The following is a 23166-nucleotide window of genomic DNA, read 5'->3' as shown; positions in this document are numbered from 1 at the left end:
CTGTTGAGTTCTCAAGGAACGGACGCTTCCTTCGTACTCACCCTCTCGGGCTTTCCTCCGGGCAGTTTCCCTTCGGTCTTGCGTTTCCGACTCTACCAGACCGTTTCCGGTTCTGATTTCCTCGGTGCTTTCCAGGTTCCCGCTTCCGCGTTTCCCTTTCCGGCGACTCCGACTTTATCAGAAGTTCCGGACCGGACTGACCGGCCATCTGTTTCCGATTCATCGGGAAGGAGGCTTCTTCGAAATCAAGATTTTCTAGAAGCAGACAGACACTCACTGCTGCCGAGCGGGATGACCCCAGCTCCAGGCAACTGTTCGAATCTACCTCCCCGCCTGGTCCGTGTCAACGGCTCCTGCGGGGCGAAGGAGACAGTAGCAGCTCAGCACTGTCCCCCGCACATCAGGCAGCGGTAGGCACCGTGGCGCTGCGTTCGGCTGCCTCGACGTCGCCCGTGTCGCCAGCACGCGCCGCTCGTCCGCCCAGGACGAAGACGTAGGCGAGGAAGGCCAGCTCGGCGACGATTCCGATGGCTATCCGGGCCCAGGTGGGCAGGCCGGACGGGGTGACGAAGCCTTCTATGGCGCCGGAGACGAACAGGACCAGGGCCAGGCCTATCGCCATGCCCACTGCGGCTCGGCCCTCCTCGGCGAGTGCGATGCGTCGGGAGCGAGGGCCGGGGTCGATGAGGGTCCAGCCGAGCCGCAGGCCGGTACCTGCGGCTACGAAGACGGCGGTGAGTTCGAGCAGGCCGTGGGGGAGCACGAGGCCGAGGAAGGTGTCGAGACGGCCGACCGAGGACATCAGGCCGGCGCCGATGCCGAGGTTGAGCATGTTCTGGAAGAGGATCCAGAGGACCGGGAGGCCCAGGAAGACCCCCAGGACCAGACACATGGCGGCGGCTTGGGCGTTGTTCGTCCAGACCTGGGCGGCGAAGGAGGCCGCGGGATGGCTTGAGTAGTACGTCTCGTACTGGCCGCCGGGGCGGGTGAGCTCACGCAGTTCGCTGGGGGCCGCGATGGAGGACTGCACTTCGGGGTGGGTGCCGATCCACCAGCCCAGGAGAGCTGCGACAAGGGTGGACAGCAGCGCGGTGGGCACCCACCAGTGGCGCGACCGATAGACCGCGGCGGGGAAGCCGTATGCGAGGAAGCGTGTGACATCGCGCCAGGAGGCGCGGCGGGTTCCTGTGACGGCACTACGCGCGCGTGCCACGAGTTGGCTGAGCCGACCGGTGAGCTGTGGGTCGGGAGCGCTGGACTGGATCAGGGACAGGTGGGTGGCGGTGCGCTGGTAGAGGGCGACGAGTTCGTCCGCCTCTGCGCCGTTGAGACGGCGCTGGCGCCGAAGCAGGGCGTCGAGACGGTCCCACTCGGCTCGGTGGGCGGTGACGAAGACGTCGAGGTCCATCGGTTTGCCTGCTCCTCGGCTGATCGTCGGCGGTCCGTCGTGGATGTCAGCTTGTCGTACTGCGGCGCGATGCACCCTCAGCTTGGCAGACTGGCTGTTCACGAGGCAGTTCAGGGGAAGGGCGGCGGACGTTGAGTGAGCTGGTGACGGGCGAGGCGGTGGCGCTGGAGTTGCGCCCGGCGAGGCTGCCCAGCAGGGCGTTGGCCGTGCTGATCGATCTGATCGTGGCCATGGTCGTGTACATCGCCGTGACCATTGCTCTGGTGGCCGCCTCCGCGTCTCTGGACGACGCGGCGCAGGTCGCCCTGTCGATCGCCGCGTTCCTGCTCGTGCTGGTGGGCGGTCCGATCGCGGTCGAGACGCTGAGCCATGGGCGGTCGTTGGGGAAGCTTGCCGTGGGGCTTCGCGTGGTGCGCGACGACGGCGGGCCGATCCGGTTCCGGCATGCGCTGGTGCGGGGTGCGATCGGAGTGGTCGAGATTCTGATGACGTTCGGGGTCGTCGCCTGTATCGCCTCGCTCGTTTCGGCACGGGGGCGTCGGCTCGGTGACGTGTTCGCGGGGACGCTGGTCGTACGGGAGCGGATACCCGTCGCGCCGAGCGGCTTCGTCCCGCCGCCTCCGCCCTGGCTGGCCGGGCGGTTCTCGGAGCTTGATCTGTCGGCGGTTCCCGATGGTCTGTGGCTTGCCATCCGGCAGTACCTGACGCGGATGCACCAACTTGATCCGCAGGTCGGCCGGGCCATGGCCGAGCGGCTGGCGTCCGATCTCGCGGCTCGTACGGGGGCTCCTGCGCCACAGGGAGTGCCGCCGGGCGCCTATCTGGCGGCGGTGGTGCAGGAACGGCAGGCCCGCGAGGTACGGCGGTCCTTCGGCGGTGCTACGGCGGCGGCCGGATCGTCGCCCACGTCGGGGCCCGGCCATGGCGTCGGGGCGCCGAGCGGCCGCCCCTACCCGGGGGCGCAGCCTGCGGTTCCGTCCTCTCCTCAGCTGCCTGTCTCGTACGGCGTAGAGGCGGCTGAAGTCGCGGGGATTCCCGGCGTTCCGGCTGATGACACTCCGTCCGGAGAATCCTCCGAGGGGGTCCGGCCCGCCGTGCCACCGGCCGGCAAGCCCGCGTCGGGGTTCGTGCCGCCGGCGTGACCCTTTCGGTGTCCGTGTCTCCGCCGGCCCCAGGAGGCGGAGCGGACATCCGCTGAAGTCGGGCTCAGTCGAGCGGTGGTTCGGGGAACGCAGACGGCGGTGATTCGAGGTCCTCCAGCTCGATCCCAGGGGCTGCGAGGACCACGTCCCCGGCGATGTGCACGGAGTGCTGCTCGCCCGTGTCCAGGGCTGTGACCTGGTATTCCTCCACGGTCAGCGGGCCGTTGTCAGTGGCGTGTGCTTCTCTTTTCAGCAAGGTCCAGGACTGGTCCACGGTGCGCGGGGCGAGGACAGGGTCCGTGAAGGCCACGAGGCGTACGCGCGTTGCTGAGGCGGAGGGGGTGAGGCGCAGGAGACGGGTGGTGGCGACGAGGAACGCGGGGGATGTGCCGGTGAAGGCGTGGGCGGCGACATTGCCTTCCGTGGCGTGGGCCCCGGTGGGGTCTGTGCGGACCCAGGTGACACCGTCGAGCGCGGCACCGCGCACCTGCCAGCTCGCGGCGTGGAGTTCGAGGCGGATGGGGCGGCCGAGTTCGTCGAGGGTCAGGTCGACCGAGCCGCTGTGATCGCCCGCCGGGGTGGTCACTTGAGAGACGTAGCGCCAGCCGGAAGGGCCGGGGGCGCACTGGAAGTGTTCTTCTGCGAGGGGGGTGTGATCGTGCGGATCGTGGAGCGAATAACGGCCGCGGGGCATGGGGGTCCTGGGTTCTGACGGGCTGTCCGGCCTGAGGGGCACACGGCGGAAGGGCGGGGCGGAGGGCCACACGGCCAAAGAAGCAGGCCCCCGACACGGGGGTGCGGGGGCCTGCCTCGGAGGAACTACTGCTGTGCCGTGCGGCTCAGTAGCGGTAGTGGTCCGGCTTGTACGGGCCGTCGATCTCGACGCCGATGTACGACGCCTGCTCCGGGCGCAGCTGGGTCAGCTTCACGCCGAGGGAGTTCAGGTGGAGGCGCGCGACCTTCTCGTCGAGGTGCTTGGGCAGCACGTAGACGTCGGTCGGGTACTCCTCGGGCTTGGTGAACAGCTCGATCTGGGCCAGGGTCTGGTCCGCGAAGGAGTTGGACATCACGAACGAGGGGTGGCCGGTGGCGTTGCCCAGGTTCAGCAGGCGGCCCTCGGACAGCACGATGAGGACCTTGCCGTCGGGGAACGTCCAGGTGTGGACCTGCGGCTTGACCTCGTCCTTGACGATGCCCGGGATCTGCGCGAGGCCGGCCATGTCGATCTCGTTGTCGAAGTGGCCGATGTTGCCGACGATCGCCTGGTGCTTCATCTTGGCCATGTCCGCGGCCATGATGATGTCCTTGTTGCCCGTCGTGGTGACGAAGATGTCGGCCTTGTCGACGACCTCGTCCAGCGTCGTGACCTGGTAACCGTCCATCGCTGCCTGCAGGGCGCAGATCGGGTCGATCTCGGTGATGATCACGCGGGCCCCCTGTCCGCGCAGGGACTCCGCGCAGCCCTTGCCCACGTCGCCGTAGCCGCAGACGACCGCGGTCTTGCCGCCGATGAGGACGTCGGTGGCGCGGTTGATGCCGTCGATCAGGGAGTGGCGGCAGCCGTACTTGTTGTCGAACTTCGACTTGGTGACGGCGTCGTTCACGTTGATCGCCGGGAACAGGAGGGTGCCGTCGCGGTGCATCTCGTAGAGACGGTGGACGCCGGTCGTGGTCTCCTCGGTCACGCCGCGGATCTCCGAGGCGAGCTGGGTCCACTTCTGCGAGCCGTCGGAGATGGTGCGGTTGAGGAGTTCGAGGATGACGCGGTGCTCGTCGTTCTCGGCGGTGTCGGGCGAGGGGACCTTGCCGGCCTTCTCGTACTCGACGCCCTTGTGGACGAGGAGGGTGGCGTCGCCGCCGTCGTCCAGGATCATGTTCGGGCCGCCGGTGGGGGTGTTCGGCCAGGTCAGCGCCTGCTCCGTGCACCACCAGTACTCCTCCAGGGTCTCGCCCTTCCAGGCGAAGACCGGGATGCCCTGGGGGTTGTCGGGCGTGCCGTTCGGACCGACGGCGACGGCGGCGGCCGCGTGGTCCTGGGTGGAGAAGATGTTGCAGGACACCCAGCGGACCTGAGCGCCCAGGGCGACGAGGGTCTCGATCAGGACGGCGGTCTGCACGGTCATGTGCAGCGAGCCCATGATGCGGGCGCCGGCCAGCGGCTGGGCGGCGGCGAACTCCTTGCGGATCGCCATCAGGCCGGGCATCTCGTGCTCGGCGAGGGTGATCTCCTTGCGGCCGAACTCGGCCAGGGAGAGGTCGGCGACCTTGAAGTCCTGCCGGTTCTCGACAGTCGTCATGCGAGCTGCTCCTCGGGGTTGGGGCGAGGTGGGTACGGCTGGTCTGCGCGGCGGCGGACACAGGGGTGCCCGAAGAGGACACAGGCATGCCCGGTGCGCGCAGCGCAGTCCGTCGGAGGCCCTCTCTCCCTCGGTCGGTCCGCGATGGGACCGCCCGACCGCCATCAGCAGCGACGTCTGGCTCCGTCCCAAGCTACACCGGTCGGCCGGGTGACCCCAGTCCGCCTCCGAATACATCAGGCCGACCAGGGGCTGCCGTCCGGGATATGGCCGGGGCGCCGTCAGTCGTCCTGACAGGGTGCCCTGGTCGCGGTGACAACAAGCCTGCCGATCGCGGAACAGGTGCCAACAGCCCAGGTCATCCAGGGACTTTTGCTTCTGGGGCGGCCAGGGCAGGTGAGGCGGAGTGTGAAGCGATCGGAACATCTGATCGACCTTGCGAGGCGCCCGGGACGGCATGACCGCGCCAGTTGTCGGGTTCGCGCCGTCCGCCGAGGGCATCGAGTGGGGCTCGTTGGACGGCACGAAGGCCAGGCTGCTGATGGACCCCGGCTTCCGGGAGCGGCTCGTCACCGCACCCGACGAGAGGGCGAGGTCCGGTAGCTGCCGGGGGCGCTGCGAACCGATGGGGCCGGTCTCAGCGCAGCGGGCGGTCAGTGGCCGGGGGTCGGCTGCTGGGCCGGTCCCCCGGGGGTTGCCTCGCGGTCGGCGCCCTTGGCGGCCTCGGTCTCGCTGTAGATGTCCGGTTCGAGGTAGATGACGCGGGCGATCGGGACGGCCTCACGGATGCGGGCCTCGGCGGCGTTGATGGCGGAGGCGACCTCGGCGGCCGAGTCGTCGTGCTGGACGGCGATCTTGGCGGCGACGAGAAGTTCCTCGGGGCCGAGGTGGAGCGTGCGCATGTGGATGATGCCAGTGACGGTGTCGCCGTCGACGATGGCCGTCTCGATCTTCTTGACCTCTTCGGCGCCGGCGGCCTCGCCGAGCAGTAGGGACTTGGTCTCGGCGGCCAGGACGAGGGCGATCAGGATGAGCAGGATGCCGATGCAGAGGGTGCCGATGCCGTCCCAGACTCCGTCGCCGGTGAGCAGGGCCAGGCCCACGCCGCCGAGGGCGAGGATCAGGCCGACCAGCGCGCCGAAGTCCTCCAGGAGGACGACCGGGAGCTCGGGTGCCTTGGCGCGGCGGACGAACTCCTTCCAGGAGAGGTCGCCGCGCAGCGGGTTGGACTCCTTGATGGCCGTACGGAAGGAGAAGCCCTCGGCGATGATCGCGAAGACGAGGACGCCGACCGGCCAGTACCAGTGCTCGACCTCGTGCGGGTGCTTGATCTTCTCGTAGCCCTCGTAGATGGCGAACATGCCGCCGACCGAGAAGAGCACGATGGAGACCAGGAAGGCGTAGATGTAGCGCTCGCGGCCGTACCCGAAGGGGTGTTGGGGGGTGGCCTCGCGCTGGGCCTTCTTGCCGCCGAGCAGCAGCAGGAACTGGTTGCCGGAGTCGGCGAGCGAGTGCACGCCCTCGGCGAGCATCGAGGACGAGCCGCTGAAGGCGAACGCGACGAACTTCGATGCCGCGATCGCGAGGTTGGCGCCGAGTGCCGCCACGATCGCCCTGGTTCCGCCTGACGCGCTCATCTGGTCGCGTTGTCCCTTCGCCTCAAGTGCCTCTACGCCGTCCAGGCCTTTGCCCGTCCTTTGCCGGTGGGCCATTCTTGCAGCCCCGTCCCACGACGGCGCGTCAGGTATCCACAGCCCCGGTCATGCAGTCATACGATCACAGTGGCCCGGAAGACTGTGCCCGTCCCGGTCACCTCGGCCTTTTCGCCGGCCGGTACGAAGACCGACTGCCCCGGGCGCAGTTCGTGTTCCCCGGCCCGCACGGAACCTGACGTGCACAGCAGGATCTGCGGGATCGCACGGGTGAGGTCGTGGGTGATGGCGCCCTCGGGGAGGACGTAGCGCGAGAGCCGGAACTCGTCGATGGGGGTCTCGTAGACCTCCTCGCCGTCCGGGGACGCCTCGGGGCGCAGCACGCCGGGGTCGGCGGCCTCGAAGTTGACGATGCGCAGGAGCTCGGGGACGTCCACGTGCTTGGGGGTCAGACCGCAGCGCAGGACGTTGTCGGAGTTGGCCATGATCTCGACGCCGAGCCCGTTCAGGTAGGCGTGCGGGATGCCGGCGCCGAGGAACAGGGCCTCTCCGGGCTGCAGACGGACGTAGTTGAGCAGCACCGCGGCGATGACACCTGGGTCGCCCGGGTAGTGGTGGGCGATGTCGGCGTAGGGGGCGTGGTCGCCGCCGAGGCGGGCGCAGGCGGCCGCGGCCTCGGTGACCGTGTGGGCCATCTCGTCGGGGTCGGCGGTAAGGATCGCCGTCAGGACCTCGCGCAGGGCCGCCTCCTCCGGGTGGGCGTGCAGGAGGTCGACGTAGGGCTTGAGGGAGTCGACGCCGAGCGCGTCGAGCAGCTCGGCCGCACGCTCGGGCTCGCGGAAGCCGCACAGGCCGTCGAACTCGGTGAGCGCGCAGATCAGTTCGGGCTTGTGGTTGGCGTCCTTGTAGTTGCGGTGTCCCGCGTCCACGGGGATGCCACGGCGCTCCTCGTCCTCGTAACCCTCCTTCGCCTGGGCGAGGTTGGGGTGCACCTGGAGGGAGAGCGGGGCACCCGCGGCGAGGATCTTGAGCAGGAAGGGCAGGCGGGGGCCGAACTTGGCGACGGCCTCCTCGCCGAGCTCTCGCGCTGGGTCCGCGTCGATCACCTCGACGAGCGTGCCGCGCGCGGTGCGCGAGGGGGCGCCGGGGTGGGCGCCCATCCACATCTCCGCCTGCGGTTCGCCGGTCGGCCGGGCGCCGAGCAGTTCTGGGATGGCGGTGGTGGAACCCCAGGCGTAGGGGCGGATGGTGTTGTCGAGGCGGTCCATCAGGCTCTTTCTGTACGTACGGCGATCACGGCGTCCTGGGCCACGTCAGGCCCCTGAGGCGAGCGCCAGGTAAACGGCGGCGAAATCCGTGACGGCGATCAGCTCCGCGAGGGTCTCCAACTCGCCGCCGGGCTCCGGTTCCAGCTCGCTGATGGGAGTGTCGTGGCCGAGGGCCAGGTCACGGGCGGCCGGGGCGGCGGTGAGGCCACCGAGCGGGCGGTCGCGAAGAAGCACTACGCGTGCGTGCAGCGCGGGAGCTTCCTCGACGCGGTCGCGGAAGAAGTCGTCGGGGTCGGCCCCTGCGGCGAGGCGGCCGGCGAGCAGGGCGTTGTGCGCGGCGAGGGCCTCGGGCAGTTCGGCGACGACGGCGGGTCGCCCGGAGAGCTCGGCGAGGGCGGCGGCGAAACGGCGGCCCGCGGGGCCCGCGGAGGTGCCCTCGGTCCAGATCAGCGGGAGGGTGTCGGCGAGTTCGGCGGCGAGGGTCTTGGCCGGGTTGCTGTAGGTCGCGATGGCGGGGCCGCAGCGCTCGGCGATGTGGTCGAGACGGTCGGCGACCTGCTCCAGCGCGTCGGGCGGGGCGGCGAGCAGGCCGGTGCGGTCCAGGATCGCGAGGAGCGGGGTGAGCAGGGCCCACAGGACGCCGGGGGCGGAGGCGGTGAGGGGGGCGTCCTGTTCGTACGGGGCCGTCGCCATCGACACGAACAGACCGTGGGCGCCCTCGACCGCTTCGGCGAGCGGGGTGCGGGCGGGGGCCACGGCGACGACCGTGCAGCCGCGGCGGTAGGCCTGGTCGGCGAGGAGGGACAGGCCCGGTTCGGTGCCGTCGGGAGTGGCGATCAGGAGCAGGTCCACCGAGCCGGTCCAGCCGGGGAGTTCCCAGCGCAGGGCGCCCGCGGCGGGGGCGACGCCGGTGGGGGCGAGGCGGGTGACGGGGCTGCCGGCGCCTGCGAGTGTGCCGAGGAGGTCGGCGACGCAGGTGGCGGCGGCGCCGGGGCCCGCGATGAGGACTGCGCGCGGGCGGCCGTCGGGCTTGAGGTCGTGCACCCCGGCCTCGGCGGCGTGCCGGGCGGCTGTGCGGACGCGGGCGCCGGCCTCGGCGGCGCCGCGGAGCAGGCCTCGGCGGTCGGCCTCCGAGAGTGCCTCGGGGGTGTCTAGCAGCGATTCGTCGAGCATGGGGCGGCAGCCTCCGATCGCCGGGTCTCCGGGACGCCGGGTTGTCGCTTCGCCGGGTCGTCGGTCGCGCGCGGACCGGGACGCCGGTGGTCGCTGTGTCGTTGTCGCCCTTCGCTTGTGGCAGGGAGGGCGCGGTGTCGCCGGTCGTTTGCGGCGGCGCGGGCGCTGTTTCGCCGACGGCGGCAGCGGGGCGCTTACGCCGGGCGGCGGGCCTCGTCGACGAGGAGGACGGGGATGCCGTCGCGGACGGGGTATGCCAGGCCGCAGTCCTGGCCTGTGCAGATCAGCTCGGTGTCCTGCTCCTTGAGGGGGGCGTGACAGGCCGGGCAGGCGAGGATCTCCAGGAGGCCGGCTTCGAGCGGCATGGGGGTTCCCTTCGGGGGCGGTACGGCTGCTTGTGCGGATGTGCCTGGTCAGGGTACCGCCGGGGAGAGGGGGGTGCGGGGGTTGGGGCGAGGTCGGGGTCGGGGTGCCGTGGGGGACTTCGCCCCCGCCGCCCCTATACCCATCCCATCCCCAGGGGCCGCCGCCCCTTCTACCCGCTTCCAGGGGGCTCCGCCCCCTGGACCCCCGCTCCTCAAACGCCGGGGGGCCTGAAAAGCGCCGGACGGTCTGACATCAGGCCCTGATGATCGCCAGTACGTCGTCCCGTACCTTCGCCATCGTCGCCTCGTCCCTCGCCTCCGCGTTCAGGCGCAGGAGGGGTTCCGTGTTGGAGGGGCGGACGTTGAACCACCAGTCGGTGGTACTGATCGTGAGGCCGTCGAGTTCGTCGGTCTCCACGCCCTCCTGGCCCTCGTAGGCCGCCTTGATCGCTGCCACGCGGCCCGTCTGGTCGGCGACCGTGGAGTTGATCTCGCCGGAGCCCACGTAGCGGTCGTACTGGGCGACCAGGGACGAGAGCGGGCCTTCCTGGCCGCCCAGTGCCGCCAGGACGTGGAGGGCGGCCAGCATGCCCGTGTCGGCGTTCCAGAAGTCCTTGAAGTAGTAGTGCGCGGAGTGCTCGCCGCCGAAGATCGCGCCGGACTTCGCCATCTCGGCCTTGATGAAGGAGTGGCCCACGCGCGTGCGTACCGGCGTGCCGCCGTTCTCCCTGACGACCTCCGGGACCGACCAGGACGTGATCAGGTTGTGGATGACGATGCCCTTGCCGCCGTACCTGGCGAGTTCCCGGGCGGCGACGAGTGCGGTGACGGCCGAGGGGGAGACCGGGGCTCCGCGCTCGTCGACGACGAAGCAGCGGTCGGCGTCGCCGTCGAAGGCGATGCCGAGGTCGGCGCCCTCCTCGCCGACCCGCTTCTGGAGGTCGACGATGTTGGCCGGGTCGAGGGGGTTGGCCTCGTGGTTCGGGAACGTGCCGTCCAACTCGAAGTACATCGGGACGGTGTCCAGGGGCAGGCCCGCGAAGACCGTCGGCACGGTGTGGCCGCCCATGCCGTTGCCCGCGTCCACGACGACCTTCAGGGGGCGAATGGAGGTCAGATCGACCAGCGAGCGGAGGTGGGCCGCGTAGTCCGCCAGCGTGTCCCGCTGGGTGATCGTGCCCACGGCCGTGGTCCCTGCCGGGGCGCCCGTCTCGCTCCACTGCTCGACCAGTGCGCGGATCTCGGCGAGGCCGGTGTCCTGGCCGACCGGGGCCGCGCCCGCGCGGCACATCTTGATGCCGTTGTACTGGGCGGGGTTGTGGGAGGCCGTGAACATCGCGCCCGGCAGGTCCAGCGCGCCGGAGGCGTAGTACAGCTGGTCGGTCGAGCACAGGCCGATCTCGGTGACGTCCACACCGCGGGCGGCCGCTCCGCGCGCGAAGGCCCGCGACAGACCAGGGGACGTGGGCCGCATGTCGTGGCCGGTCACGATCGCGCTCGCGCCGGTCACCTGGACGAAGGCGGCACCGAAGAGCTCGGCCAGCGTCTCGTCCCACTGGTCGGGGACGACTCCGCGCACGTCGTACGCCTTCACGAGCTGTGACAGATCAGCGGCCACGGCCAACCTTCCTGAAAGTTATGTCGGTCGGCACAAACTACCCCCAGCCACTGACACCTGGCTGTGCGGGACCTGAGTGGGATCCGAGCCGTTACCTGAGGTCAGACGGCGTCAGGGCAGCATCCAGTCCAGCACCGGCGAGCTCTGCCCCACCACGATCAGGCACATCACAAGGAGCAGTCCGAGGCTCCAGGGCAGCACCTTGCGCAGCAGGTCCCCTTCTCGGCCCGCGAGTCCGACGGCCGCGCAGGCGATGGTGAGGTTCTGCGGGGAGATCATCTTGCCGAGGACCCCGCCGGAGCTGTTGGCGGCGGCCAGCAGCTCCGGGGACAGCCCGGACTCCCGCGCGGCGGTCACCTGCAGGGCTCCGAACAGCGCGTTGGCCGAGGTGTCCGAACCGGAGACGGCCACTCCGAACCAGCCGAGGACCGGCGACAGGAAGGCAAGCCCGGCGCCCGCCGCCGCGACGAAGTGACCGATGGTCGCCGCCTGTCCGGAGAGGTTCATGACGTACGCGAGCGCCAGCACGGAGGTCACGGTCAGGATCGCGAACCTCAACTCGTGGACGGTCGCGGCCCATTCGCGAACGGCCACACGCGCGTGCACGCCGAGGACGATCGCCGTGAGGATGCCCGCGAGCAGCACGAGGGTGCCGCCGGTGGAGACGACCGGCCAGGTGAAGACGTTGCCGCCGACCGGGTCCCCGTCCGGGTTCACGACGTTCAGGAAGGGCCAGTCGTACGTCTGGGTCGCCTTCGCCAGCCAGTCCTTGATCGCCGGGATCTGCGCGACGGAGAAGATCACGACGATCAGCGCGTACGGCGAGTAGGCGCGCAGGACTTCACCGCGCGGGTCGGTCTCGTCGAGGTCCTCGCTGCGGGCGCCGGTGAGGACGGCCGTGCGGACCGGTTCGGCGGCGGGCCTGCGCGCGTGCGGTACGGCGACCAGGGCGCCCGCGCCGGCCAACGCGGCGCCGATGTCGGCCAGTTGCGCGGAGACGTAGTTGGAGGCCGCGAACTGGGCTACGGCGAAGGCGATTCCGCAGACCAGCGCCGGTATCCAGGTCTCGCGCAGGCCCCGCCGGCCGTCGACCAGGAAGACCAGCACCAAGGGCACCACCAGGGCCAGCAAAGGCGTCTGACGGCCCACCACTGACGCCACGCCATCCAATGGCAGCCCGGTGACCTGAGCCAGCGTCACGACCGGTGTGCCCATCGCACCGAAGGCGACCGGGGCGGTGTTGGCCACGAGTGCGACGACCGCCGCGCGCACCGGGTCGAAGCCGAGCGCGACGAGCATGACCGAGCAGATCGCGACCGGTGCGCCGAAGCCCGCGAGGGCCTCCAGGAGCGCGCCGAAGCAGAAGGCGACGACGAGGGCCTGGATGCGCGGGTCGTCGGAGAGCCGCCCGAAGGAGCGCCGCAGGATGTCGAAGTGCCGGCTGCGGACCGTCATCCGGTACACCCACAGGGCGTTGACGACGATCCACAGGATGGGGAAAAGACCGAAGACGGCTCCCTGGGCGGCGCTGGAGACGGTCTGGCCCAGCGGCATGCCGTAGGCGAGCCAGGCGACCAGAGCGGCCGCCAAGAGGCCTGTGAGGCCTGCCAGGTGCGCCTTCATGCGGACGCCGCCCAGCAGGACGAGGACGATCACCAAGGGCAGGGCCGCGACGAGGGCGGACAACCCCAGAGAGTCGGCGACGGGTTCGAGTTCCTGGACGTACACGGGCGCCTCCCCGATTCCGTCATGCGGAAAGCGATTTCTCACTTCGGCCTACGGAATGGTCGTGTCCGCGCCAAGCACCCGTCAATGGTCGTGCGTCACTCAGCGGAACACATACACAACTGGCGGACGGAACGGCTCAGTTGTCCGGCGAGCGCAGCACCCGCAGATGGCCGCGGCGCGCGACCTCCATCGGGTCGGCCCTGCGGGCCCCGCCGGCCCCGGCAGCGCGCTCCTGCGGACGGGCCGCTTCACGCACGGCATTGGCAAGCGCTTCCAGGTCGTCGCCGCTGGGCCGGGCCGGAGCCGAACCGTCGAGGAGCCGGACGACCTCCCAGCCGCGCGGCGCGGTGAGGCGCTCGGAGTGCTCGGCGCACAGGTCGTAGCAGTGGGGTTCGGCGTAGGTGGCGAGCGGGCCGAGGACCGCGGTCGAGTCGGCGTAGACGTACGTCAGCGTCGCGACGGCGGGACGGCCGCAAGCGGTGCGCGAACAGCGACGTACAGGGCTCACGACGTTGGACGGTACCGCACTCTTGAGCGGGCCGCGACGACTCTCCCCCAGGTCACCCCACCGTGTCGTGTTGTGAAACGCCCCACACGTCACTCCGATCACACCCCGATGACCAGCGCGAACACCCGCTTTCGAGAGGCCGAACACACCTGAATCCGATCACCAGTTGGCACAAATCATGTCAATTGCCTTGATATCGACGGTCTCGGAGACATACGGAATCGAGCCCAACCTTGGCTGGAATGGTCAACTGCCGACATGCCGTACGAGGCGGCCGTACGTCGTTTCGGACAGTGACCTGGGTGCCGCGTGGGGACCGGGCGCGGAAGTGCGGCGAGGATTACGCTTCACCAGTGATGGACAACCCTGTACCGCCCCGCGCCACCGGCCCCGGGCCCCGCCGCCGTGATCGCCACGGACGAGGCATGCGCGGCCCGATCGCCCCGCCGCAGGTGCCGCTCGCCGCGAGTCGTGCCGAGGCGTTCGCAGACCTGGTGCAGGACTCCGTGGAGCGTCTGGAGCGGCGCTGGCCGCAGCTCGCCGACATCGATTTCCTGGTCCTTGAGGTGCCTCGGCTGGACGGGCATGCCTGGAAGGACGCGGCGGTGCCGCTGGGCGGGACGATTCCCGCGCGCGAGGGACGGCCCGCGCGCGTGGTCGTCTACCGGCGGCCCGTGGAGATCCGCACCAAGGGGCGCGACGAGCGGGCGGCGCTGGTGCACGAGGTGGTCGTGGAGCAGGTCGCCGAGCTGCTGGGGCTCACTCCGGAGACGGTGGATCCGCGGTACGGCGAGGACTGAACCCGCTACCTCTGGAGTACCGACAAGTCCTCGTCCGCCTCCGGCACCGACACCATCCCCCGGTCGTCCGGGAGCGTCTGGATCGTGAAGCCGGGCACGCCGTCCTCCGTCGCCGCCAGGGTGCGTGCGCCGTGGACCGGGCCGCCCGAGACGTGCTCCACCGTCAGGGCGTAGGTGCCCTTGAGGCCGGTCGGGGTGGGGGCCGCCACGTTCTGAGTGGTGCCCGCCTTGAGCGTGAACGTCTTCGAGACCGCCTCGCCGCCCTCGCTGCCCGCCGAGGCCGTGACCTTGACCGTGGCCGCCCGGGCCGGGGCGGTCAGGGAGAGCGTGGTGCCCTTGGCGCTGTTGTCGGCGACCGTCGCGCGCGTGCCGACCGGACGCGTGGCCGGTATGAACGCCGTCTCCTGATCGTCGCCCTTGCCGCGGACGACCCGCAGCGCGGCGACCACCGGCACGGAGGTGTCGGTGGGGGTCAGGACCAGCGAACCGGCCTCCCCGCGCGTGACGTCGCCGAGGTCGGCCGAGGTCGTCATGCCCGCCTTCACGTGCAGCGTCTCGTTCCCGGCCGGCGTGATCAGGCCGGACGGGGACGCGAGCTGCACCTTCAGGTCGGCGTCGGAGTCGCTGGGCGTGAAGGCGACCAGGCGTACGGCGGTCGCGTCCTTCGGGATGCCGGGCAGCACCAGGCTGCCGGACGGGTCCGTGGACGCGGCCAGCCAGTCGCCGCCGAGCTTGTCGTCCAGGGCCTGCACGGCCGCGCCCACACGCCCGCTGCGGACGTTCACATGGACGGTGAGGTTCTCCTGCTTCTCCTCGGTGAGCGTGGACAGCAGGATCGGGTCGCTGGAGTGCGGCGCGACGGTGACGCCCTCCCCCAGCGTGGAGTCCAGGGCGCCGTCCTTGCCGTAGAGCTCGATGTCGACGACGGCGGCGGAGTCGTCGGGGTTGGTCAGGTGGACGTAGTCGGTGCGGTCTGCGGCCGTGCTCGCGCCCGGGAACCAGAACTCGGTGTCGGGGGCCGTGCAGTTGACGCCCTGGAGCCCGCGCCCGGAGCCCGCGGCGACCTCCGTGGTCTCCTGGACGGTCCAGCCGGGCGCGAACTTCCCCTCCGCGGTGCCGACGAGGGCGGACGCGTCACCGCCGGACGTCTCGCCGGTGGCGGGCTTGCCGGGCTCCTCGGGTTCGAGGACCGGCTTGGCGGCCTTCTTGCTCGCGCTCTTGCCGTCCGACTCCTCGCCGGCCGCCTGGAGTTCGGCCTTGCCGCTGTCGCCGGCGCCCTTGGTGACGGGCGTGAAGGACGTGTACGCCGTCTCCGCGATGTCCGACGTGCTGGGTACCGGGCACAGCAGGCTGGTGCGCTCCACGGGCAGTTCGGCGGCCGTCCTCGCGGTGTTGTCGGGGGCCTTGGGCGAGCTGAGCGTGGCGAACCCGGTGACGGCGGCGAGCGCGGCGGTGCCGGCGATGAGGGACAGGGTGGTGCGGTTCACTGCTGACTCCCGTCGGGGCGCTCACTGCCGTCGGCGCCCGGGTACTGCTGCGCCGGGTCGTACGCGGGGTCGTAGCCCTGCTCGTACTGCTGCTGTTCGTACTGGTCGCCGTACGTCGGGTCGTACGGCGTCTGCTGGGCCTGTCCGCCGTAGGCGTACGGGTCGTACTGGCCGCCCTGGTACGGGTCCGCCTGGTACGGCTGCTGGTCGTAGTCGCCCGGCTGATACTGCTGGGCTGCGGCGTTCTGGTACTGATCGCCGGCGTAGGTGCCGTACTCGGCGTTCGCGTAGCTCGGGGCGTCCCAGTCGCCGTAGGGCTGCTGCTGCGGGACGGCGGCGGGGGCCTCCTCGGGAGGCGGGGGGAGGTCCTCGGTACCGGCGCTCTCCTCGGCCTCGGCCTGGGCGCGCAGGCGGCGGGCGCGGCGGCCCTCGCCGGCCACGGCCTGGGCGGGGATCGACGGCTCCTCCGGGAGGTCGTCGTCGACGTGGCGGCGGCGGCCGGGCAGGGCCATGACCACCAGGACGACGGCGAGGGAGCCCTGGATCCACAGCCAGAGGGTGTGGGTGAAGGGGTCGTCGAAGGTGACGTCCAGCGTGCCGCCGGAGGCGGGGAGCTCGAAACCCTGGGCCCAGCCGTCGACGGTGGTGCGGGTGAGCGGCTCGCCGTCCAGGGTGGCCGTCCAGCCCTGCTCGGCGGTGTCCGCGAGACGCAGGATCCGGCCGTCGGTGCCGGACGGGATCGTGGTGTGGATGTCGACGGGGCCCGCGGCCACGGGCTGCGAGGCGCCCGAACCGGACTTCGCGACGATGGTCGCGCGCGCGACCTCCTGGTCGACCCGCCACAGCCCGCTGCCGTCCTGCTGGCTGAGCCGGGTCAGGCCGGGCGTGGCGTCCAGCACGCGGGTGACCTCGCGGGGCGCGCCCTTGTGGACGAGGACGTAGCGCACGGCGAAGCCGCCGAGTTCGTCGGCCTGGTCGGCGCCGGAGCCGGCGACGAGGTTGGCGACGACCTTGTCCAGCTTGTCGTTCTCACCGTCGGCCGCGGCGAGTTCGGCGTCGCCGAGGCGGGCGCCGGAGCCGCGCACCAGCATGTAGCCGACGTGCGCGGTGGAGTCACTGTCGAGGACGAGGGTGCGTGCCTGGTCGCGGGTGCCGCTCTCCTCGGCGACGAACGCGGGCACCTGGACGGGGTCGCGGCGCTCCAGCGGTCCGTCGGCGCCGCCGATCATCCAGCCCGCCGCGACGAGCAGTGGGCCGGCGGCGGAGGCGAAGGCGATCAGCGCGGCGACGGGCTGGCGCCAGCCGAAGCTCTGCTCGGCCACGCGTGCGCGTGCTCCGTCGGCGCCGAGCACGGCGGCGGCCAGCAGGGCGAGACCGTAGACCAGGGTGGCGGGGCCCGCCCAGGTCGAGTCGTTGGACAGGACCGCGAAGACGAGGCCCACCAGGGCCACCGCCCAGGCCGTCCAGATGCCGAACTGCCGCTCGGTGCGCAGCAGGGCGGCGAGCGCGGCCAGCACCACACCGATGAGCATCAGCCCCTCGACCGTGCCCGGGCCTCCGGGGCTCGCGCCGAGCAGGTCGAGGGCGGAGGCCGACGAGGAGCCGAAGTCCAGTCCCGCCTGGTCGAAGAATCCGAACGGGAGCAGCGTCAGCGACCAGGGCGCGAGGACCAGCAGGGGCGTGCCGAACTGGGCCAGGAAGCGCAGGCCGTAGGCGGTGAGGTCGGTGCGGCGCACGACCAGCAGTGCGATGCCGAGGATCAGGGTGATCGGCCAGATGATCGGTGTGAACGCGGTGGCGATGGTGAGCAGGAGGGCGTACGCCCAGGTGGCGCGCCAGCTTCCGCGCGCGCCGGTGGTGCTGGTCAGGCCGGCGGCCGCGGCACCCGCGCGCGCGGTGAGCGGCAGCAGGACGGCGAGGACGGCGGTGCCGACCCGGCCGCCGGCGAGGGCGCCGGTGGCGGCGGGCAGGAAGGCGTAGACGACGGCCGCCCACGCGCGCAGAAGGCGGGACTCGACGAGCGGACGGGAGGCGAAGTAGGCGGTGAGGCCGGCCAGCGGCACCGAGCAGACCAGCAGGACCGTCAGCGCGAGGCCGGTCGAGCCGAGCAGGACGGAGGACAGCGCGGCGACGATTGCCAGATACGGCGGCGCCGACGGGGTGCCGCCGGCGCCCACCGCGTGCCACGCGTCCGCGTAGCGCGACCACAGCTCGCTCGCGTCGGCCGGGGCGGGCAGCAGGGCGCCGCCTGCGAGCGCGCCGCCGCCCAGGAGGTTGCGGCAGGCGACCAGGGCGACCAGCAGCAGCCCCAGGAAGAGCATCGGGCCCGGATTGCGGGCGATGCGCTTGAGGCGGGCGAACTGCTCGATCTCCAGGAAGTCCGCGTCGTCGCCGCCGGGCCCGGACTCGATGCCGCCGCCATGGCGTCCGGCCGCGGTGGCCTCGGTGTCCGAGCCGCCGAAGAAGTTGCCGGCCACCTGTTCCACGGTGGCCCGCACGGTCGCGCCGGGCGGCGGGAACAACTGCTTGAGCTCGTCCTTGTCGACGACCGGCTTGCCCCGCTTGCTCCGCCCGGCGATGATCCGCTCGGGCCGCAGCAGGGTGCCGAGGAGGCCGCGGATCTCGTCGAGGGCCTGTCCGGGAACCTTGCCGACGAGGTAGGCGAAGGTCCGCAGCAGGGTGCCGAGGATCAGACGCACCAGGACCCAGGGGAGCGCGGCCGTACGTGTGTTGACGAGCAGGGTGTAGACGGCGCCGGCCTTGTCGACCTTGTGCGGGGAGGCCGTGGTGCGGCCCGCGCAGTCGACGGTACGGCGCTCGCGGGAGGCCGCCTCGGCATGGCGTACGACGGCTTCGGGGGCGATGAGGACGCGGTGGCCCGCGGCCTGGGCACGCCAGCACAGGTCGACGTCGTCGCGCATGAGGGGCAGGCGTCGGTCGAAGCCGCCGAGCTGTTCGAAGAGGTCGCGGCGGATCAGCATGCCGGCGGTGGAGACCGAGAGCACGGACCGGACGTGGTCGTGCTGGCCCTGGTCCTGCTCGCGGCGGTCAAGGCCGGTCCAGCGGCGGCCGGAGTGGGCGATGGAGACGCCGACCTCAAGGAGCTGCCGCTTGTCGTACCAGCCGCGGAGCTTGGGGCCGACGACGGCGACGTCGTCCCGGCCGAGCTCCAGTTCGTTCTCCACGACGCGCAGCAGCTGGGCCAGGGCGTCGGGCTCGGGGGCGCAGTCGTCGTGCAGCAGCCACAGCCACTGGACCGGCTCGCCGTGCGGCAGCTCCGGCATGTCGTAGGCGTCGTCGCGCCAGGTGCGCGTGACCGGGTCCCAGCCGCTGGGCCGCTTCAGGTACGGCAGCTCGTCCGGGGTGAGGACCGGAGCGGTACGGGCCGCCTCCTCGACGGCCTGCCCGAAGCCGGTACGCCGGGCGAGGTGCAGGACGCGGTCGGCGCCGAGGGCGTCGGTGACCAGCTGGGCGGAGTCGTCCGCGCTGCCGGTGTCGGCGGCCATGGCGAACTGCACGGGGCGCTCCTGGCCGAGCAGCCCGGCGAGCGCGTCGGGCAACCAGCGGGCGCCGTCGTGGGAGACGAGCACCGCGGTCACCACATGACGCGGGAACTCGGGAGTGGCAGCGTGGTCTTGGGCTGCCGTGTGGCTGTGCACGGACATCGAGGTACGGGCCCCGGTTCGGTGGACTGCGGTGGACGCCTGTGCCCTGAGGGGGCGGCGAGGCGTCTCGGACGAGCGCCCACACTATCGGCTGGGCAAGACGGCGGCCCGCCGCCTGTGGATAACCCACGTGCGACGGGCCGTTCGGTTGCGTACGAAAAGTGCTGCGAGGCGTGCCTCGCGTCAGACGGCGGCCTTCTTCAGCCTGCGGCGTTCGCGTTCGGACAGGCCGCCCCAGATGCCGAAGCGCTCGTCGTTGGCGAGGGCGTATTCGAGGCACTCGGAGCGGACCTCGCAGGAGAGGCAGACCTTCTTGGCCTCGCGGGTGGAGCCGCCCTTCTCCGGGAAGAAGGACTCGGGGTCGGTCTGGGCGCACAGCGCGCGCTCCTGCCAGCCGAGTTCCTCGTCCGCGTCGTCGACCAGCAGTTGCTGCACCGTCTCGGTCATGTGCGCCCCTCGTCTGTCTTTCGCGTCCCCGTGTGACGGCCGTTACCGATTTCGGCTGAACGACACGAGTGAAATTACAAGTGTGCTGCTCCGGGCGAGTCAAGCCGAGATCTGCTATTGGGCCCCTTATTCACTCTGCGGAACCAAGGCCTTGCAGAAAGTGTTTAAATCGGCATAAATCTTGACAGCAGGCGAGGCCCGGGGGATTGCCGACCCCGCCGCAAGCCTGTGCGGACCTGTACGAGGAAGGACGCCCATCAGTTCGATCTCGTTCCGTACGCGCGCGTGGAAGTCGCGTGGAGGTCACGGCCCGTGCGCCCAGTTGTGCGCCATGTGTCCCGGTAGGCACCTGAACAAACCTTTCACCTACGAGATGAACCGGATGAGGTGAAACCCGTCCCACATGCCGGTGTCGAGTTGACAGTGATGGTGCGAACCGCTTGCCTTGTGGGCATGCTCGCGAACTCGGCACTCACCTCGACCCGCACCGCCGGGTCCCACGGTGCTGCCCGCGCTCGCTGTAGCTGTTGTTGCTGTTCCAGCTGTTGAGCCCAACGCGCTCCGGCTGTCCCTGAGTCCACCGTGACTCGGCTGCTTGTTCCCCGCCCGCACCAGGGCATTCCTGTCTTCCCGTGATCCGGGCGGACGGTACGCGACACCCAGCCATCCCCCACTCTTCCGCCGAGGACCCACCGCACTCCATGAACAGCGACAACGACCTCCAGATCGCCGGCGACCTCCTCGAAGTCCCGCACCTCCTGCAGGCGCCGCGCGAGCACCCGGCCACCGTCGCCGACTTCGTCGGCCTGGCCCGCTCCATCGCCGCCGACCGCTCGCAGTGGGCGCACCTGGTTCAGTACGACGCGACGAGCCGCTGGTACCACCGGCTGCGTACCGGGCCCGGATACGAGGTGTGGCTGCTGTCCTGGGTGCCCGGGCAGGGCAGCGGGCTGCACGACCACGGCCGCTCCTCCGGTGTCCTCACCGTCCTGGAGGGCGAGCTGACCGAGCGGACCGAGCGGGGTGCGCGCGCGCTGGGGGCGGGGGCACAGCGGGTGTTCGCGCCGGGATACGTGCACGAGGTCGTCAACGACGCGCTGGAACCGGCGGTGAGCCTGCACGTCTACTACCCCGGCCTGACCGAGATGCCCATGCACACGGCTTGCACCGCGTTCGAGTCCTACGGCGAGGTGGACGTCGTGACCGCATGACGCGTTGTCGTACCCGCCTGCAAGACTGGCTTCCATGCGAATCGTGGTTCTGGCAGGCGGCATCGGTGGTGCCCGTTTTCTGCGCGGTCTGAAGCAGGCCGCGCCGGACGCGGACATCACGGTCATCGGCAACACCGGGGACGACATCCACCTCTTCGGGCTGAAGGTCTGCCCGGACCTCGACACGGTGATGTACACGCTCGGCGGCGGCATCAACGAGGAGCAGGGCTGGGGGCGTGCCGAGGAGACCTTCCACCTCAAGGAGGAGCTCGCGGCATACGGGGTCGGGCCCGAGTGGTTCGGGCTCGGGGACCGGGACTTCGCCACGCACATCGTGCGGACGCAGATGATCGGTGCCGGGTATCCGCTGAGCGCGGTGACCGAGGCGCTGTGCGACCGGTGGAAGCCGGGGGTGCGGCTGATCCCGATGACCGACGACCGGGTCGAGACGCATGTCGCGGTCGAGATCGACGGTGAGCGCAAGGCCGTTCACTTCCAGGAGTACTGGGTGCGGCTGCGGGCGTCCGTGCCGGCCCACGCGGTCGTTCCGGTGGGCGCGGAGCAGGCCAAGCCGGCGCCGGGCGTCCTGGAGGCGATCGCCGAGGCGGACGTCGTGCTGTTCCCGCCGTCCAACCCTGTGGTGTCCGTCGGCACGATCCTCGCCGTGCCCGGTATCCGTGAGGCGATCGCCGAGGCCGGGGTACCGGTGGTGGGCCTCTCCCCCATCGTCGGTGACGCGCCCGTGCGCGGTATGGCCGACAAGGTCCTCGCGGCGGTCGGCGTCGAGTCCACCGCCGCCGCAGTCGCCGAACACTACGGCTCGGGACTGCTGGACGGCTGGCTCGTCGACACCGTGGACGCCGGCACCGTCGAGCGGATCGAGTCGGACGGCATCCGCTGCCGGGCCGTACCGCTGATGATGACCGACCTCGACGCGACCGCGCGGATGGCCCGGGAGGCACTGGAGCTGGCGGAGGAGGTGCGCGCAGCTTGAGCGGCGTGGTGTCGGACGGGGCACGGGGAGCAGGGGAAACTCCGGGGGCGGATGGTTACCGTGTGTGGGCCGTCTCCGGGATGCCCGAGGTCACTCAGGGAGACGACCTCGCCAAACTGATCGCGGCCGCCGAGCCGGGGCTGGTCGACGGGGACGTGCTGCTCGTCACGTCGAAGATCGTGTCCAAGGCGGAGGGGCGGGTCGTCGAGGCGGGCGACCGGGAGGCCGCGATCGACGCCGAGACCGTACGGGTCGTGGCGCGGCGCGGGCCGCTCCGGATCGTCGAGAACCGGCAGGGGCTCGTGATGGCCGCCGCCGGGGTGGACGCGTCCAACACCCCTTCGGGGACCGTGCTGTTGCTGCCCGAGGACCCGGACATGTCCGCGCGGGCGATACGGGACGGGCTGCGGGACGCGCTGGGAGTCGCCGTCGGGGTCGTCGTCACCGACACCTTCGGGCGGCCCTGGCGCGCCGGGCTCACCGATGTCGCGATCGGCGCCGCCGGGGTGCGGGTGCTGGACGATCTGCGGGGCGGGAGGGACGCGTACGGCAATCCGCTCAGCGCGACCGTCGTGGCGACGGCCGACGAGCTGGCCGCGGCCGGGGATCTCGTCAAGGGCAAGGCCGCCGGGCTGCCCGTCGCCGTTGTGCGCGGGCTGGGGCATGTGGTGGCCGAGGAGCACGGGGAGGGGGCGCGGGCCATGGTGCGCGACGCGCGCGACGACATGTTCCGGCTCGGGACCTCGGAGGCGGTCCGGGAGGCGGTCACCCAGCGCCGTACCGTACGGGCCTTCACGGACGAACCGGTCGACCCCGGCGCCGTACGGCGGGCCGTCGCCGCGGCCGTCACCGCGCCGGCGCCGCACCACACCACACCGTGGCGGTTCGTGCTGCTGGAGTCCGAGGGTGCGCGGACCGGGCTGCTGGACGCCATGCGGGACGCCTGGGTCGCCGATCTGCGGCGGGACGGGAAGTCCGAGGAGTCCATAGCCAAGCGGGTCCGGCGCGGCGATGTCCTGCGGAACGCGCCGTATCTCGTGGTGCCCTGTCTGGTGATGGACGGGTCGCACACGTACGGCGATGTGCGGCGGGACGGGGCCGAGCGTGAGATGTTCGTCGTCGCCGCCGGTGCGGGGGTGCAGAACCTTCTCGTGGCATTGGCCGGGGAACGGCTGGGGTCGGCGTGGGTGTCGTCCACGATGTTCTGCCGGGACGTGGTGCGCGAGGTGCTCGGGCTGCCGGAGGGCTGGGACCCGATGGGCGCGGTGGCGGTGGGGCATCCGGCGGAGGAGCCGCGGCCCCGGCCGGAGCGGGATGCGGGGAGTTTCATCGAGGTGCGCTGAGATGCGTCTAGTGTCATAGGGCTTCTCCCTCTCCCGGTTTCTCTCGTACCCCAGGACTTC

Annotated in this window: 18 protein-coding genes; 5 read left to right on the top strand and 13 right to left on the bottom strand. The window is 71.1% G+C overall.

Annotated elements, in window-relative coordinates:
• Window positions 1-400: 400 nt before the first annotated feature.
• Entirely contained in the window at window positions 401-1408 is a 1008-nt protein-coding gene (locus ACI2L1_RS26765) for a stage II sporulation protein M (protein WP_404741900.1), read from the bottom strand.
• A gap of 131 nt (window positions 1409-1539) precedes the next feature.
• Between ACI2L1_RS26765 and ACI2L1_RS26760 the strand changes: the two genes are divergently transcribed.
• A complete protein-coding gene (locus ACI2L1_RS26760; RefSeq protein ID WP_404741899.1) occupies window positions 1540-2550 on the top strand; it encodes an RDD family protein in 1011 nt (336 codons plus the stop codon).
• Between the two features lie 64 nt (window positions 2551-2614).
• Here the strand turns inward: ACI2L1_RS26760 and ACI2L1_RS26755 are convergent, their stop codons facing one another.
• The 9 genes from ACI2L1_RS26755 to ACI2L1_RS26715 form a co-directional block, all read right to left on the bottom strand.
• Window positions 2615-3244, bottom strand: a complete 630-nt coding sequence (locus ACI2L1_RS26755) for a hypothetical protein (protein WP_404741898.1) — start codon at window positions 3242-3244, stop codon at window positions 2615-2617.
• Window positions 3245-3389: 145 nt separating this feature from the next.
• Entirely contained in the window at window positions 3390-4847 is a 1458-nt protein-coding gene (ahcY, locus tag ACI2L1_RS26750; RefSeq protein ID WP_404741897.1) for an adenosylhomocysteinase, read from the bottom strand.
• Between the two features lie 653 nt (window positions 4848-5500).
• Window positions 5501-6484, bottom strand: a complete 984-nt coding sequence (locus ACI2L1_RS26745) for a cation diffusion facilitator family transporter (protein ID WP_404741896.1) — start codon at window positions 6482-6484, stop codon at window positions 5501-5503.
• Between the two features lie 131 nt (window positions 6485-6615).
• The gene (gene manA, locus ACI2L1_RS26740; RefSeq protein ID WP_404741895.1) at window positions 6616-7767 is read right to left on the bottom strand and encodes a mannose-6-phosphate isomerase, class I; all 1152 of its coding nucleotides are present in this window, start codon (window positions 7765-7767) and stop codon (window positions 6616-6618) included.
• A gap of 45 nt (window positions 7768-7812) precedes the next feature.
• A complete protein-coding gene (locus ACI2L1_RS26735; protein WP_404741894.1) occupies window positions 7813-8940 on the bottom strand; it encodes an SIS domain-containing protein in 1128 nt (375 codons plus the stop codon).
• A gap of 194 nt (window positions 8941-9134) precedes the next feature.
• Entirely contained in the window at window positions 9135-9305 is a 171-nt protein-coding gene (locus ACI2L1_RS26730; RefSeq protein ID WP_007382472.1) for a Trm112 family protein, read from the bottom strand.
• Window positions 9306-9558: 253 nt separating this feature from the next.
• Window positions 9559-10923 (bottom strand): phosphomannomutase/phosphoglucomutase, encoded by a 1365-nt coding sequence (locus ACI2L1_RS26725; protein WP_404741893.1) that lies wholly within the window; start codon window positions 10921-10923, stop codon window positions 9559-9561.
• Window positions 10924-11034: 111 nt separating this feature from the next.
• Window positions 11035-12651, bottom strand: coding sequence for an L-lactate permease (locus tag ACI2L1_RS26720; protein ID WP_404741892.1), 1617 nt, complete (start codon window positions 12649-12651; stop codon window positions 11035-11037).
• Window positions 12652-12787: 136 nt separating this feature from the next.
• Window positions 12788-13210 carry a DUF3499 domain-containing protein gene (locus tag ACI2L1_RS26715; RefSeq protein ID WP_404741913.1) on the bottom strand — a complete coding sequence of 141 codons (423 nt, stop codon included), beginning with the start codon at window positions 13208-13210 and terminating at the stop codon, window positions 12788-12790.
• 305 nt (window positions 13211-13515) lie between these two features.
• Here ACI2L1_RS26715 and ACI2L1_RS26710 point away from each other — a divergent pair, with 305 nt between their 5' ends.
• The gene (locus ACI2L1_RS26710; RefSeq protein ID WP_404741912.1) at window positions 13516-13959 is read left to right on the top strand and encodes a metallopeptidase family protein; all 444 of its coding nucleotides are present in this window, start codon (window positions 13516-13518) and stop codon (window positions 13957-13959) included.
• Window positions 13960-13964: 5 nt separating this feature from the next.
• Here ACI2L1_RS26710 and ACI2L1_RS26705 read toward each other — a convergent pair whose 3' ends face one another.
• From ACI2L1_RS26705 to ACI2L1_RS26695, 3 genes are all read right to left on the bottom strand, one after another.
• The gene (locus ACI2L1_RS26705; protein ID WP_404741891.1) at window positions 13965-15446 is read right to left on the bottom strand and encodes a DUF5719 family protein; all 1482 of its coding nucleotides are present in this window, start codon (window positions 15444-15446) and stop codon (window positions 13965-13967) included.
• Entirely contained in the window at window positions 15443-19111 is a 3669-nt protein-coding gene (locus tag ACI2L1_RS26700; protein WP_404741890.1) for a glycosyltransferase, read from the bottom strand. Before ACI2L1_RS26700 ends, ACI2L1_RS26705 begins: the two co-directional genes overlap by 4 nt.
• 183 nt (window positions 19112-19294) lie before the next feature.
• The gene (locus tag ACI2L1_RS26695) at window positions 19295-19558 is read right to left on the bottom strand and encodes a WhiB family transcriptional regulator (protein WP_020137941.1); all 264 of its coding nucleotides are present in this window, start codon (window positions 19556-19558) and stop codon (window positions 19295-19297) included.
• A 701-nt stretch (window positions 19559-20259) separates the two neighbouring features.
• On the opposite strand from ACI2L1_RS26695, the gene ACI2L1_RS26690 reads away from it, so the two are divergent.
• Genes ACI2L1_RS26690 through ACI2L1_RS26680 form a run of 3 tightly spaced genes read left to right on the top strand, consistent with a single transcriptional unit; the run spans window position 20260 to window position 23106 of the window.
• Entirely contained in the window at window positions 20260-20769 is a 510-nt protein-coding gene (locus ACI2L1_RS26690; protein ID WP_404741889.1) for a cysteine dioxygenase, read from the top strand.
• Between the two features lie 34 nt (window positions 20770-20803).
• A complete protein-coding gene (gene cofD, locus ACI2L1_RS26685) occupies window positions 20804-21763 on the top strand; it encodes a 2-phospho-L-lactate transferase (protein WP_404741888.1) in 960 nt (319 codons plus the stop codon).
• Between the two features lie 8 nt (window positions 21764-21771).
• Entirely contained in the window at window positions 21772-23106 is a 1335-nt protein-coding gene (locus ACI2L1_RS26680; RefSeq protein ID WP_404741911.1) for a coenzyme F420-0:L-glutamate ligase, read from the top strand.
• The last annotated feature ends 60 nt before the right edge of the window (window positions 23107-23166 follow it).

Origin of the sequence: Streptomyces sp. NPDC019531, assembly GCF_044903305.1 — a bacterium.
Classification (GTDB): domain Bacteria; phylum Actinomycetota; class Actinomycetes; order Streptomycetales; family Streptomycetaceae; genus Streptomyces.
The sequence above is the reverse complement of the archived record's forward strand: the minus strand, read 5'-3'. Positions and strand labels throughout refer to the sequence as shown.